This is a genomic window from Dolichospermum sp. UHCC 0259 (genome assembly GCF_009711935.1).
Lineage (GTDB): Bacteria > Cyanobacteriota > Cyanobacteriia > Cyanobacteriales > Nostocaceae > Dolichospermum.
The window spans coordinates 1-14,632 of sequence record NZ_VIKX01000322.1; the positions used below are offsets into that span (position 1 = coordinate 1).

The window sequence follows — 14,632 nt, forward strand, 5'->3', positions numbered from 1 at the left end:
TGAGCTTTCAGGTATCCTTTTTTCTATCATACTTTCTGCATGAAGGAAATCCCTGGTTTTCCTGTCAAAATTAACACACTAGTGTTGTTCCTTCTTCTGAAAGAAGATTTTTTTCCTGCTTAAGTTCTGTTTGTGATTCTGACTCCTGTGACGGGTCTTCTTCCTCTAACCCCGATTTTTTTGGGCTTTTGAAGTGGTCTGATGATGGGGGTAGGGAACTATTGCCAGAGTTTTGTTCTAATTTTTCTAGTTGCTCGACTGCTAGTTGATGAAGATTTTCCGCCACTTCCACCAATTTCTGTTTGTCCAGAGATTGGAAGTAGTCTCGGTTCATTTGTGCCAGGTCTTCTTTACTCAGTCGGTTCATTCCCTCTTGGCTTCAATTACATTGCGGATTTTTTTACATTACCATATCATGCATACCCCTACTTCTACCTACCCTATAAACTCTCGAAAGTGGGGGGAGAGTGAAAAACTACGATAAATTATCTGTTAAATTATTAAATTATCTGCTGTTACTTCTTGACTATTACTGTAACTGTATTTTATCATTTTTCAATATTTACAGACAATTCATCAATCACAATCCTGTAAATCCTAAAATCCTGGACATCCTGATTCAGACAATTACAATTTCAGCATCCCACCAACAACTTACAAATCACAATCCTGTAAATCCTAAAATCCTGGACATCCTGATTCAGACAAAAAATATGAATCAGATATTTTCATTATGTTGGGTTGCGTTCCTTAACTCAACCTGTAAGATATGAGAACGCTAATTTTTCTTGCTTGAATTTCCTTGATTTTGAAACTTTTGATATGCTTGATTAACTGCTTGCATCGCAGCTTTAGCATTAGTAGAAGTATTAATATCAGGATGATATAATCTAGCTAATCGGAGATAAGCAACTTTTACATCTCGACGAATAGCGTTTGCTTCCACGCCTAAAATTTCCCACCATTCCCCAATTAAAGGTAAATTATCATCCTTGTGAACCTGTCGCCAAATTTTGATAGTTCCCGCTTTACCACCACTAATAAGTATTTTACCATCTGTGCTAAAAGTGAGGGGACTAAAACCAGAAATAGATTCTACTAATTCCCCAGTTTCAATATTCCAAAGTTTAATAATTCCATCTTGACTACTACTAGCAATAATTTTACCATCAGGGTGAATAGCAATACAAGAAATGGCTGTTGAATGATTTTCTAAAGTAGAGTATAATTCTCCACTACTAAGATTCCATAATTGAATTTTACCATTTGCACAGCCAGTAATTATAGTTTTATTATCTGGAGTAATTGCTAATGTATTTACTGCTGCTAAATGATGATTAATAATATAATATTGTTTACCAGTTTCTATATCCCAAATTCTCATGGTTGTATCAGCACTACCACTCACAATTTTTTTACCATCAGAACTAATAGCAACAGCTAAAACTGCATCTGTATGTCCATTTAAAGTACGTTTGAGTGTTCCCGTGTAGCTTCCCCAAATTCTAATAGTTTTATCTGTACTAGCACTAACAATAATATTACCATGAGGACTACAAACAAGAGCATTTACAAAACCATTATGACTGTGGGGAGAACTTAAATAAGATAATGTACCATTATATTTTTTTGTTTCTAATTGCCACTTGCTAATTTTCCGATCTACACTACCACTAATTAACTGTTTACCATCAGGACTAATAGCTACAGATAACACAGCTTCAGCTTGTCCAGAAAAAGTATATAGTAGTTTTCCAGTTAGCAAATTCCATAAATTCACTTGTCTGTCATCACTACCACTAACTAAGGTCTTATTATCAGGATGAATAGCTACATCATTAACATTAGATTTGTGTCCTTTCAGAGTTTTTACACATTGCCAAACTTCCTTTGATGGGGAGTTTATTGTTGAGATTTTTTGTTCATTTTCAGGGAATTTATGATTAAATGTAGCTTTTAATTGTTGTAATTCATCATCAATTTCTAAATTTGTAAATTTAGCATTTAGATCATCACTAGATAACTCTATTAATGCTTCAAAATAATAATCATTTTGCAAAACCTTTTCCTCCATACGTTCAAAAAGCTGCATGGGAGTTTCTTGGAATTGCGAATTATCTAATAATTTTACTACACCATAACTAGCAAGTCCCAAAACCGCACCAATTCCTGCCATTGGTACAGTACCAATACCAAAAGCTAAACCAAGTTTAGGGGCAACAAATCCGATATTACCGATAATATTAGAAATACCAAAACCACTAATAGCACCTATTCCCATTGTGCCACAAACGGTGGAATCTCCTTCCATAATTCCTGTAAAAGCACCATAAACAGCAGCACCAACAACCGCACCTACAGCAGTTACAGAAGTTGCGCCTATTCCTACCGCACCAAAACCTCCAGCAATGCCAATACCTCCCACAGTAGAGGAAATGCCCGCACCTGTTAATATTCCAGTGGTGATAAAAGCTGCACCTGTTGAAGAACTTGCTTTCATGGCTTATGAGTGTCAATTTGATTAGATGAATACAATACAAATGTTGAGACAATTGATAATTACTCTTTTAAAAAAGACACAAAAACGCAATAAAAAACCCTTTGCGTCTTTGCGTCTTTGCGTGAGACTATTTAACTATAAGCCTCCATCGGTAAACAAGAACAAACAAAATTCCTATCCCCAAAAGCAGCATCTATTCTCCCCACACTTGGCCAGAACTTATATTCCTTATTCCAAAGTGCAGGATAAGCAGCTTGTTCACGGGAATAGGGATGATTCCATTCCCCAACAATCAAACTTTCCGCAGTGTGAGGTGCATTTTTCAAAAGATTATCTTGAATGTCCATTTTACCAGATTCAATTGCCGCAACTTCCTCACGAATCGCAATCAAAGCATCACAAAAACGATCTAATTCCTGTTTAGATTCACTTTCCGTTGGTTCTACCATAATTGTCCCAGCAACAGGCCAAGAAACAGTAGGTGCATGAAAACCATAATCCATTAACCGCTTCGCAACATCATCAATTTCAATCTGCGCTGATTTCTTCAAACTTCGCAAATCTAAAATACATTCATGTGCGACTAAACCATTTTTTCCCTGATACAAAACCGGATAATATGACTCTAATTTCTTAGCGATGTAATTAGCATTCAAAATGGCAATTTTGGTTGCTTCCGTCAACCCATCTGCACCCATCATGATAATATACATCCAAGAAATCACTAAGATACTGGCACTACCCCAAGGTGCAGCGGAAACAGCACCCAAATCACCACCCATTCTCACCACAGAATGTCCTGGTAAAAACGGGACAAGGTGTGAAGCGACACCAATGGGACCCATACCAGGACCACCACCACCATGAGGAATACAGAAAGTTTTGTGTAAATTCAAATGACAGACATCTGCACCAATATCACCAGGACGACAAATACCAACTTGGGCATTCATATTAGCCCCGTCCATGTAAACTTGTCCACCGTGACTATGAATTACCGCACAAATTTCTTGAATTGCTTCTTCAAATACCCCATGAGTTGATGGATATGTCACCATTAAAGCTGCAAGTTCATTGCTATGTTTTTCAGCTTTGGCTTTTAAATCTTCAACATCAATATTACCATGATCATCACAAGCAACTCCCACAACTTTCATTCCACACATTACCGCACTCGCGGGATTTGTTCCATGTGCAGATTGAGGAATTAAACAAATATTTCTGTGTCCTTCTCCACGACTTTGGTGATATTCATGAATTACCAAAAGTCCCGCATATTCACCTTGAGAACCTGCATTTGGTTGTAAGGAAATTCCCGCAAAACCTGTAATTTCTCCTAACCATGCTTCTAGCTGTTGGAAGAGAATTTGATAACCTCTAGTTTGGGAAATTGGCGCAAAAGGATGGATTTTCCCAAATTCTGCCCAAGTTACGGGAATCATTTCTGAAGTTGCGTTTAACTTCATCGTACAAGAACCCAAGGGAATCATCGAAGTTGTTAATGATAAATCCTTGCTTTCTAGTTGATGTAAATAACGTAATAACTCGGTTTCTGAATGGTAACGGTTGAAAACTGGATGAGTGAGGTATTTACTTTCACGTGATAATTGAGAATTAGAAACTGGTAATTCTGACACAGTAAAAGGTAATTCATCTTTCAGCGCGAAAATTTGCCAAAGGTCAATTAAATCTACTTCGGTGGTAGTTTCATCTAAGGAAATACCCACAGTTGAATTATCAAAAATTCTCAAATTGATATTTCTCTCATTCGCAGCGTCGAGAATTGCTTCTAATCTGGTATTTCCTAATTCTACACGCAAGGTATCAAAGAAGTTTTCAGAACTGATTTTATAACCTAACTTTTTCAGTCCATTTGCTAAAGTTGCGGTAAGTTCATGGATATTTTGAGCGATCGCTCTCAGTCCATCGGGTCCATGATACACTGCATACATACTCGCCATCACTGCCAATAATACCTGCGCTGTGCAAATATTACTGGTGGCTTTATCTCTGCGGATGTGTTGTTCACGGGTTTGCAACGCTAAACGATATGCAGGTTTACCATGAATATCTTTTGATACCCCCACAATACGCCCTGGAACGAGCCGTTTATACTCTTCCTTCGTGGCAAAATAAGCAGCGTGTGGTCCCCCAAAGCCCAAGGGAATACCAAAGCGTTGGGTACTGCCTACTGCTATATCAGCCCCTAATTCACCGGGAGGTGTAAGTAATGTTAAGCTTAAAGGATCTGCGGCTATTGTCACCAATGCACCCTGAGCATGAGACTTTGTGATAAAATTGCGGTAATCATAAATTGTGCCGTCAGTTGCGGGATATTGCAGAACTGCACCAAAGATAGTTTCGGTAAAATCAAAACTTTGATGATCACCGATAATGATGTTTATACCCAAAGGTTTAGCGCGTGTTTGCAAAACATCAATGGTTTGAGGATGACATTCACTAGAAACAAAATAGTTAAGGGATTTGTTTTTGCAGACACCATAGCTCATACTCATCGCTTCTGCGGCTGCTGTCCCTTCGTCAAGTAAAGAAGCGTTAGCAATTTCTAAACCAGTTAAATCTATAATCATCGTTTGGAAATTTAATAACGCTTCCAAACGTCCTTGGGCAATTTCTGGCTGATAAGGGGTGTATGCTGTATACCAACCGGGGTTTTCTAAGATGTTACGTTGAATGACGGTAGGAGTAATACAGTCATAATATCCCATACCGATAAATGAGCGATAAACCTGGTTTTTATCAGCTATTTGCTTTAATTTTGCCAGCGCTGCGTATTCGCTTTGTGCTGCTGGTAGATTTAGGGTTTGATGAAAGCGGATTGCCTGTGGTACTGTTTTATCAATGAGATCATCAAGGTGGGAAAGACCTAAGATATCAAGCATTTGCTGAACATCATCAGGGTTTGGTCCAATGTGTCTTTGTGCAAAGTTGTCTGATTTTTGACTAGTGCGCGGGGGATTAGCTACCACAAATTGTTCTCCAAAGGTTTCTGTATTAATATATTGTAATGATCACTTTTGGATATTAGGGTTTTTTTTATATCTTGATTTTGTTTCGCGCAAAGACGCAAAGGAAGAAACCTTGAGATTATACTTAAAATAGCTTTGTCTTTGGATTCTATAGGTAGGGGTTTAGCAGTGCTAAACCCTTACACATCTAGGTTATTTATAATTTTGTAAAAGTCCATATTTCTGTCGTGTTTAGCATCATCTAAAATCCAAAAATTTAAGCGTTGCTTGAATTTATTGATTGGTAATGTTGCCATTTTTGCTGTAGTCGCTTTCTTTTGTCGGGTGTTAAGCTATGGAAACAGTGAGGACAGGAAATATTTTTTTCATATTCTGGGGAAGTTTTATCTGCTTCAGAAATGGGATATCCACAACAAAAGCATAATTCCTGATTTCCTGCTTCTAAGTCATGACTAACTGTGACTCTTTGATCAAAAATAAAACATTCTCCTTCCCATAAACTTTCTTCTTGGGGAACTTCTTCTAGATATTTAAGAATGCCTCCTTTAAGGTGATAAACTTCTTCAAAACCTTGAGAAAGTAAATAAGATGAGGCTTTTTCACAACGAATACCTCCAGTACAAAACATGGCTACTTTTTTATGTTTTTTGGGATCAAGATGTTGTTGTACATATTCGGGAAAGTCTCTAAATATTTGAGTTTGGGGATTTTTTGCACCTTTAAAAGTCCCAATGGTAACTTCATAATCATTGCGGGTATCAATGACTGTGACTTCTGGATTAGAAATTAAATCATTCCAATCTTCTGGTTTTACATAAGTTCCTACTTTTTCACTGGGGTTAACTTCTGGTAATCCCAAAGTCACAATTTCTGGCTTTAACCGAATTTTCAACCGTTCAAATGGGGAAATTTCTGTGTAAGATTCTTTATGTTCTAAATCTGCAAACCGTGAATCATTGCGAAGAAAGGCTAAAACTGTGTCAATTTGCTGACGAGAACCGGCAATTGTGCCGTTAATCCCTTCTTGTGCTAGTAAAATAGTTCCTTTTATCCCTTGTGATTGACAAAAGGATAATAAGGCTGTTTGCAGTTCGCTACAATCAGGTATATTCACAAATTTATATAGTGCAGCAACAACTGTCTGATTTTCTTGGTTCATGGTCTTGGCAAATTAATAATAATAGTTTATGATAATGTGGTTATGTAAAATAAGCCCTTTTTACATAAAAAACAGACTTGGGGGTTTAGCTCAGTTGGTAGAGCGCCTGCTTTGCAAGCAGGATGTCAGCGGTTCGAGTCCGCTAACCTCCATTGATTCTCATGAATATATCTCACGCAAAGGCGCAAAGAATAAAAGCCATATTTCAATTCAGCAAACTCTAATTATGTTTAAATATTAGCGAAAAGTTATTTGCTGGCATGGGATGAGTTTGGTGCAATTTCAGATTTTGTGCTTCAGCAGCTTTAACTACATCTTCTAGGTTACGCACTCCCCAGTCTGGATTTTGTGCCTGTAAAGATTCATCAAATTCCGCATTACTGGGTGCAGTATGTTCGCCATTTTGTTTGTATGGCCCATATAAATAGAGGATACCATCAGGTGGCAAAATGCGTCCAGCTCCTGCCATTAGTCCTAAACAGGCTGACCAAGGGGAAATATGAATCATATTAATATTGACAATAGCAGTAATAGGAGGCTCTGGTAATGGCTCTGTTTCTACTGGCCATGTTGGTGAACTAGCATTTAAATCTAGGGGTGGTTGCATGGCTTCACACGGTAGAAATTCAGCCCATGCGCTAATACTAGCACGCAGTTCTGGGTTAGGGTCGGAAGGTAGCCATTGCCGAGGTGCAAGGTGGTAGGAGAAAAATGTAGCGTGTTCACCTGTACCACTGGCTATTTCTAAAATAGTTCCATGTTGAGGCAGTATTTGTAAAAGCAATTCTAGAATCGGTTCGCGGTTGCGTTGGGTTGCGGGGGCAAATTTTCGCTGGTCTGGTGGTGTGTTCATATCGGGCGAGCATTCACTATGATAATTAAATTAGCAGCGATAGGTATTCAGCTATCAGCAGTCAGCCAAGAGCAGGAATCGCAAAAAAGGGAAGCTTTAATTACCTGTATTTCCGCTTTAAAAGCTGACGACTGACGGCTGAATGCTCACCTCAATTTTAGCTTTTTTTGTCACACCACAGGAGAACAACTTGCCTAAATCTATTCATTCTACCCAACCTCCCCTGAAATTTATTCCCCAACTTCATAATCCCTTTGTGGTTAAAGTTGTGTCTTGGTTTTTGCCTTTGATTTTGCGGGTGAGAACTAGACCTTGGCTACCTGCGGGTATTGTCAAGGTTGAAGCCAAAAATGCGGAAGTCTTGGCTAAATTATACCACGAATTTCAAGCAGGTAAAGTTCGATTTTTAATTGCTTTCCGTCACCCAGAGGTGGAAGATCCTCTATCTATGTTATACCTGCTCTCACGGATTGTCCCCAAGGTGGCAAGGGAAAAAGGTATTAGTCTCAAATACCCTGTTCACAGTCATTTTATGTATGAAAGAGGAATGACTTTATGGGCAGGAAATTGGTTGGGATGGTTATTTTCTCGACTGGGTGGTGTACCGATTCGTAGGGGGAAACGCGTAGACAGAAACGCTATCCAGATGGCCAGGGAATTATTGGCCAATGCAGAAATGCCGATAGCGATCGCTCCTGAAGGTGGTACAAATGGACATAGTAGTATAGTTAGTCCTTTAGAACCGGGTGTAGCACAATTGGGTTTTTGGTGTGTGGAAGATTTAAAAAAGGCTAACCGCGAAGAACAGGTTTTTATTATTCCTATTGGCATTAAATATAGATATGTTAATCCCCCTTGGCAAAAAATAGATTGGCTTTTATCTAAATTGGAAGCTGATAGCGGTTTACCTATGACGGAATTTAGTCAAACTGGAAAGGACAGGGAAGGAATTTTATATCAGCGGGTTTTGCGTTTAGCTGAATATCTAATTTCAGAAATGGAGGAATTTTATCACCGTTTCTATCATCAAGAATTTCCAGAAATTATCAGTTCAGAAGTTTCTATAAATGAAGTTTTAATTACTAGATTACACCGGTTAATGGATACGGCTTTAAAAATTACAGAACAGTATTTTAATGTCCAGTCTCAAGGTAATTTTATTGATAGATGTCGCCGTTTAGAGGATGCTGGTTGGAATTATATTTATCGAGATGATATTGCCGATATTCCCAGTTTACCACCTTTCAAACGTGGTTTAGCTGATTGGATAGCCCAAGAAGCAGATTTAAAAATGCAGCACATGAGAATTGCGGAAAGTTTTGTCGCGGTTACTGCTGATTATATTCTCGAAAAACCCACACCAGAAAGATTTGCAGAAACCCTTTTATTAATGTTTGATATGTTGTCTCGCATTCAGGATTCTACTTTACCAGGAAGGCCGCGTTTAGGTTTAAAACAAGCCATGATTTTTGTTGGTGAACCGATTAATGTGAATACAAGATGGGAAAATTGTCAAGGGAATAAACAAGCTTTGCGTAAGGGTGTGAGTGAGTTGACGCAGGATTTACAGGTGATGTTGGAGGGGTTAATTAAGGATTAAGTTCCACGCTTCAGACGCATAAAGTGAATAAGTTTTTTTGCACTTCATACCAATTAGAAATTATGTTTTCAGAGCGCATTTTTTCTATTTTACTACTTTATCAATGCGTAAGTCCTATTTTCTATCATTTTACTATTTCGGCAATTTTGCACAGAATTCGACAGGCAGATTCTAATTCGTTTTGGGTAGCCAGTGGCGCAAATACTCGTGATATGGCATATTGTTGATTTTCTAGTTTGACAAACACAATATCGTCACCATTGGTTAACATTCCAAAATTAGGTAAATCAGTGTTGGGACTAGCCATTAAGTAAGCCAGGGTTTGTGGCAATGCTGACCACACTGATAACATGGTTTTTTTTGATTCTAAAACAATTATCCATAAGCGGTCTTGCAATACCAGTAAATCTATTCGACCCTGGAGAGTTTCTTCGCTATCAGCTATTGTTATTTGCACAGATTCTTCTGCTTTGATGCGAAAAGGTGGATCATATAAACCGGCAACGGTAAGTAATGGAGAAACGAGTAATAGCATCACCGTACTTTCTAATAAATGTCCACCTGAACGATGATAAAGATAACGTTTCCAGAGAATTTCTAGGTTGGTGCGGTCATTAGAGTTAATCTCAGGTAATTGATTATGCCATTCTGTAAAAAAATTCTGAGATTCATTGCGACTCAAGCCAAATCGTTTTTCTGCTTCAGCGATGGTGGTAATAGTTTCAGTAACGGCTAGTGTTTGCATGGTGGATTTTTGTCTCAGTAGTTGCATCTACGATAAAATAATTTCACCGACCTGATTTTATCTAAAACTCTATTATGACTATTGCTGAACAGATTTATGCGATGCCTTCGGCAAGCGCAGCTATCGCTAAAAGCCTTCCCGAAGATCAATCTGATGAAGTTCTCACCTTTGCTCATCATTTCATGATTAATAATGACTATACATAATATGATGGCGTTGCATAATAGCTTTATAAATTATGTTTTGCGTCAGGGTGTAAAGACGGAAACTTTAAGACTCTTTGTGTAATAATTCTGATACACATTATTTAATGGGCTATAGGGTTTGTGACTTTGACAAAAATTACCCCTGGACAACCACTGACTGATACGCAAAGAAATGGCTTACAGTTAGTATCCCTGTGGGGTGGGGGTAAACGTGATGTTGTTTTAGCTATTGATGTCACGGAAAGTGTAGGTTTAAATGATCAAGGCCGGATTCGTTTACGTCAGATAGTGGCAGACAGTCTCAAACCTGGTGATTCTGTTTATGTTGTTCCCTTTGCTCAAGATTTAGTTTTTGATGAGATTATATCTGTTGAAAATCCATTAGGAAAACCTATATATTTTAGAGATAAAAATTCAGAAAATATTAATAAAGTATTAGCAAAAATTCCTTTTAATTCTGACCCTAACCGCTATGGAACAGATATTCAAAGAGCAGAGTTAACAGTATATCAAGGTATTGCACAGATTAATCAAAATCGAGTTTCCAAAAATCAACCAATTAAGCCGCAATCGGTTGTTTGGATTACTGATGCACCGTTATCTACTAAACCAGGAATTACTTCCGAAGTTTGGATAGAAACTCCTGCTAATAGTCCTTTCAGAATTGCGACATCACCGGAAAGTCAGGAAAGACAGGGTTGGATTAAGATTTTATCATTAAAAGAGCGATCGCTCATCATTAAAAACCAAGATAATAAAGATTATAAACTATCTGTAGTAGACCTTAATCCTACAGTTCAAGAAATTTGCACACCAGCACCAGGAGGACAAGAAACTTGTTTAGTTAATCCTTATTTATTCAAACAGCTATGGCTGCCTAGTTTAATTTTATTATTAATATTTGCATCAATGGTAGGGAGTATATTAAAATATGCTAAATTACAGAAAAAATGGGATTTACGAGTCAAGCTTGAAAGTAATGGAGAATATGAAGAACAAATATGTAGACTACCCAACAATAAAAAAATCGCCATTGGTGAATATGATCCTAGCTGTGTAGATTCTATTGACTGTCCAGGTGGAGAAATCAGAGCTTATTTAGAACGGAAAGGAGAAAAACTTTATTTAGTTCCCAAGGAAGATACAAAAATTCAACTTAACAACAGAAAAGTTACATCACGAACTCTCATATCAAGTGCTAATTTTACTCTAAATTGCCCAGATTCACGCCAGAAAGACTACGAAATATCTATCAAAATCAAGAAATAGTTTATAGGAGAAACCCCCATGACTCAAGCATCTACAAATGAAACCCAGTATAGAGGAATTAATCGGACAATTTGTATTGGTTTAGGTGGAACTGGTAGAGATGTATTAATGCGAATTAGAAGATTAATTGTTGACCGTTATGGAGACTTAAATAACTTACCAATTGTTAGTTTTGTTCATATAGACACAGATAAAGCCGCAACCCAAGTTACAGGGATTAGAACAGGAAGTACCTATCATGGTGTTGATTTAAGTTTTAAAGAAGCTGAAAAGGTCAGTGCTACCATGTCATCGAAAGATGTCACCATGTTTGTAGAAGGACTAGAACGGCGTTCAGAATATAATAGTTATGGTCCTTATGATCATATTGGCATCTGGTTTCCTCCTCAGTTACTGCGGAATATTAAAGCAGTAGAAGAAGGTGCAAAAGGTATCAGACCGATAGGAAGACTGGCTTTTTTTCACAACTATCAGAAGGTTAAAACAGCAATTGAAACGGCAGAAAGACGGACAAGAGGACATGAATCTTTATTGCTGAGATCAGGTTTAAGAATAGAACCAGGACTAAATATTTTTGTTATTGGTTCTCTGTGCGGTGGCACAGGAAGTGGGATGTTCTTAGATGTTGCTTATAGCCTGAGAAATCTTTATGGTGAAGAAGGCGCTCGGATCTTTGGCTATTTAGTAATTAGTCCAGAATTGTATGGTAGTACAACAAGTATGATTGCTAATACTTATGCTGCCCTTAAAGAACTGAACTATTATAGTTATCCTGGCACAAAATTTGAAGCTTGTTATGATACTCAAAATTTAGTTTATGTACAAGAACAACGTCCACCATTTGAATATGCTTATTTGGTCAGTAATCAAACAATAGGAGAATATTCAATACTTACACAGGGTAAATTATGTAATGTAATTGCCCATAAAATTTCTTTAGAATTTTCTGGTGAATTAGCAGCATCTGTCAAAGAAATCAGAGATGATTTTCTTTTACACATGATTAATAACGATCAACATCCAAGACCTAATAACCAAGGATATGTAACATTTGGATTATCGGCAATTTATTTTCCTCGTGACACTATTATTCAAATAGCCTTAACAAAAGTCAGTTCAGAATTAATCAAATTCTGGTTAAATGGTAAAGGTCAAAGCCCTGATCCTATCAACTTACTTGAACAATTTTTGATTCAATATCACTGGCATAATGATTTAGTAAAACGAGATGGATTAACTAATAAATTAGCGGAGTCTGTAGAAGAATCTAACAAAACCTTTAGTAATAGTATCAAAATTTGGCAGAATAAATTATTAAAGTTAATCTCCGAATCTAAAAATAAAGATGATCGTGTAAATATTCGTCAACAGTTAGCGACAGAATTTTATAAACAATTTCGTATCGTGCAACCAGGAGAAACAGAAAGTATTCGTGGTTATTGGTTAACAAAATTGATACAGGCTGCTCCTAAAATCTTCAAAGAACTTAGCACGAATATTGATGATTATTTAATTAAGTTACTTACACCAATGGAGGCTAACTTTTCTATTAAAAATGGACGCAATTGGCTAGAAGCATTACAATATGAATTACATAAATATCAACGTGATTTGCAAGAATCAATAGCTGATTTGGGGGGAATGAAACGCCTAGAAGATGTAGAAAGGAAGTGGGATAATACTGACCAAATTATTGAAGAACTGGAAAATAGATTTATCCTGATTGGCAATTTAAAGAATAGTCAGTTTCAAGACGAATGTAAAAAAGCCACCCAAGAAGTTTGTAAACTAATTAGGCATAATTTTGATTTAACAGTTATACAAGAAACACTAAAAATCGTTAGTCAGTTACAAAAGCACGTTCAAGAAAAAGAAAAAGAAGTCGCTACTTTTAGTAGTTTAGTAGAAGACTTACAAAGTGCTTATGAAAAAGAGGAACGAGAATTAAAACAATTGAATTTTGACGAAATGAGTGGTGAGGCAATTTTTGATATAGAAGATATAGAACTTTGCTACCAAACAATGATACCAGAAAATGATGTTCGTCCTCAATTAGTCTTAGCAAGTTCAGCACTTACCGAAGAAACTGGTAGAGGAAAATCTTTAGCATTTTTCCTGAATATGGAACGCACTACTCACTCTCAGCTAAAACAAGAAATCGATCTAAAAATTGATAGTTTATTTGCTTTTCGAGGTAGCAATATTGTTACTTCTGTAATTAAACGCTTCATGCAAAAATACTCCTTAGCTGCGCGTTCAACTCGTTTAGCACAAATTATGCAGGAAGCTCAACCACTTTTGCGTTTAAATTTGAATGATCCTTATTTTCGAGATGAGGCTGCTAAAAGTAGTAAATTAGTGGGGTATAAAGATACAGATGAATTAGAAGTGAGACAGTTTAAAACTTTACTCACTCAAGATTTAGGAGTTTCAAGCAATGATTTAAAACCAATACAAGCAGATGATGAAATCTTAATTGTAAATGAATATGCAGGGTTTCCTTTAAGGTTAATTAGTAGTTTAGAACGAATGAGAAACCCATACTTACGAGAACAAAATTCTGGTACATCTTTTCTACATAATGACTCTCGCGCTTCCTTTCCTGATATAATTCCCCCAGATGCTAGAAGAATGGAAGAACTAGAGGATATTTTTTATCCTTGTTTAGCGTTGGAATTGTTGAAAGAAAATCAGAAAAATAAGGAATTAGAATTTAAACATTATGATTCTTTCCAAGATAGTTACTATACTGCTGCTGTCAGTGAAAATTGGATGGAAGCTTTGGAAGATTTAGCCAATAACCGCAATATGGCGGATACTTTGCAGAAGATTTTAGATGATACAATTTCTAAAATGCAAAATAATCCGAAATTATGGGAAAATGAATATCTACCTAAACTGCGTCAATTTCCAGATAAGCTGAAGCAAATACCCGAAGATAGTCAAAATTTTCCCTATATACAAAAAGTATATGTCTCACCAGACAATATTCAACCTACAGTTAAAGAGGGGGTGATAAATCGTTTTTGGAAGAAAATGGAGGGTAAATTGAGAAATCCAAATTCTCTTCCACCCACAGACAATAGAGGAAATCAAAAAGCTCTTATTGGTGAAATAGTTCCTAATTTTCCTACAGAGAATAATAATAATCAAAATCAAGAAAAATTACGTTCAGAATTAGCACGGTTAAAAGAATTATTCGATGATAACTTGATTCCTCAAGAATATTATGAAACCCAAATGCAAAAAGTAGTCGAAAAATATCTAACCTAATATAGTCTTTTTCTGGGTAGTTAATCACTACCCACTT

Annotated in this window: 10 protein-coding genes and 1 tRNA gene; 5 read left to right on the forward strand and 6 right to left on the reverse strand. The window is 36.8% G+C overall.

Annotated elements, in window-relative coordinates; all coding sequences use genetic code 11:
* Nucleotides 1-70: 70 nt before the first annotated feature.
* From FJR05_RS25340 to FJR05_RS25355, 4 genes are all read right to left on the reverse strand, one after another.
* On the reverse strand, nt 71-367 hold the full coding sequence (locus FJR05_RS25340; RefSeq protein ID WP_168646659.1) for a hypothetical protein: 297 nt from the start codon (nt 365-367) through the stop codon (nt 71-73).
* Nucleotides 368-778: 411 nt separating this feature from the next.
* Nucleotides 779-2,500, reverse strand: coding sequence for a DnaJ domain-containing protein (locus FJR05_RS25345; RefSeq protein ID WP_168646661.1), 1,722 nt, complete (start codon nt 2,498-2,500; stop codon nt 779-781).
* Nucleotides 2,501-2,631: 131 nt separating this feature from the next.
* Complete coding sequence (gene gcvP / locus FJR05_RS25350) at nt 2,632-5,490, reverse strand: aminomethyl-transferring glycine dehydrogenase (protein ID WP_168646662.1); 2,859 nt, start codon at nt 5,488-5,490, stop codon at nt 2,632-2,634.
* A gap of 256 nt (nt 5,491-5,746) precedes the next feature.
* On the reverse strand, nt 5,747-6,649 hold the full coding sequence (locus tag FJR05_RS25355) for a rhodanese-related sulfurtransferase (protein ID WP_168646663.1): 903 nt from the start codon (nt 6,647-6,649) through the stop codon (nt 5,747-5,749).
* A 79-nt stretch (nt 6,650-6,728) separates the two neighbouring features.
* Between FJR05_RS25355 and FJR05_RS25360 the strand changes: the two genes are divergently transcribed.
* Nucleotides 6,729-6,801, forward strand: a tRNA-Ala gene (locus FJR05_RS25360).
* Between the two features lie 68 nt (nt 6,802-6,869).
* Here FJR05_RS25360 and FJR05_RS25365 read toward each other — a convergent pair.
* On the reverse strand, nt 6,870-7,502 hold the full coding sequence (locus FJR05_RS25365; RefSeq protein WP_168646664.1) for a DUF938 domain-containing protein: 633 nt from the start codon (nt 7,500-7,502) through the stop codon (nt 6,870-6,872).
* 190 nt (nt 7,503-7,692) lie between these two features.
* Between FJR05_RS25365 and FJR05_RS25370 the strand changes: the two genes are divergently transcribed.
* On the forward strand, nt 7,693-9,102 hold the full coding sequence (locus FJR05_RS25370) for a 1-acyl-sn-glycerol-3-phosphate acyltransferase (protein WP_174783859.1): 1,410 nt from the start codon (nt 7,693-7,695) through the stop codon (nt 9,100-9,102).
* A gap of 124 nt (nt 9,103-9,226) precedes the next feature.
* Here FJR05_RS25370 and FJR05_RS25375 read toward each other — a convergent pair whose 3' ends face one another.
* Nucleotides 9,227-9,847: a type I restriction endonuclease gene (locus FJR05_RS25375; protein ID WP_168646700.1), complete on the reverse strand. Its 621-nt coding sequence runs from the start codon at nt 9,845-9,847 to the stop codon at nt 9,227-9,229.
* 74 nt (nt 9,848-9,921) lie between these two features.
* On the opposite strand from FJR05_RS25375, the gene FJR05_RS27730 reads away from it, so the two are divergent.
* The 3 genes from FJR05_RS27730 to FJR05_RS25385 all read left to right on the forward strand — a co-directional run bounded on the left by FJR05_RS27730 (nt 9,922) and on the right by FJR05_RS25385 (nt 14,595).
* On the forward strand, nt 9,922-10,053 hold the full coding sequence (locus tag FJR05_RS27730) for a hypothetical protein (protein ID WP_256376212.1): 132 nt from the start codon (nt 9,922-9,924) through the stop codon (nt 10,051-10,053).
* Nucleotides 10,054-10,173: 120 nt separating this feature from the next.
* A complete protein-coding gene (locus FJR05_RS25380; RefSeq protein ID WP_168646666.1) occupies nt 10,174-11,322 on the forward strand; it encodes a VWA domain-containing protein in 1,149 nt (382 codons plus the stop codon).
* A gap of 18 nt (nt 11,323-11,340) precedes the next feature.
* Complete coding sequence (locus FJR05_RS25385; protein WP_168646667.1) at nt 11,341-14,595, forward strand: tubulin-like doman-containing protein; 3,255 nt, start codon at nt 11,341-11,343, stop codon at nt 14,593-14,595.
* The last annotated feature ends 37 nt before the right edge of the window (nt 14,596-14,632 follow it).

What these genes read in the sequence shown, in the direction of transcription:
- FJR05_RS25340 (WP_168646659.1), bottom strand. Translation starts at nt 367, where the DNA reads ATGAACCGACTGAGTAAAGAAGACCTGGCACAAATGAACCGAGACTAC.
- FJR05_RS25345 (WP_168646661.1), bottom strand. Translation starts at nt 2,500, where the DNA reads ATGAAAGCAAGTTCTTCAACAGGTGCAGCTTTTATCACCACTGGAATA.
- FJR05_RS25355 (WP_168646663.1), bottom strand. Translation starts at nt 6,649, where the DNA reads ATGAACCAAGAAAATCAGACAGTTGTTGCTGCACTATATAAATTTGTG.
- FJR05_RS25365 (WP_168646664.1), bottom strand. Translation starts at nt 7,502, where the DNA reads ATGAACACACCACCAGACCAGCGAAAATTTGCCCCCGCAACCCAACGC.
- FJR05_RS25375 (WP_168646700.1), bottom strand. Translation starts at nt 9,847, where the DNA reads ATGCAAACACTAGCCGTTACTGAAACTATTACCACCATCGCTGAAGCA.
- FJR05_RS27730 (WP_256376212.1), top strand. Translation starts at nt 9,922, where the DNA reads ATGACTATTGCTGAACAGATTTATGCGATGCCTTCGGCAAGCGCAGCT.
- FJR05_RS25385 (WP_168646667.1), top strand. Translation starts at nt 11,341, where the DNA reads ATGACTCAAGCATCTACAAATGAAACCCAGTATAGAGGAATTAATCGG.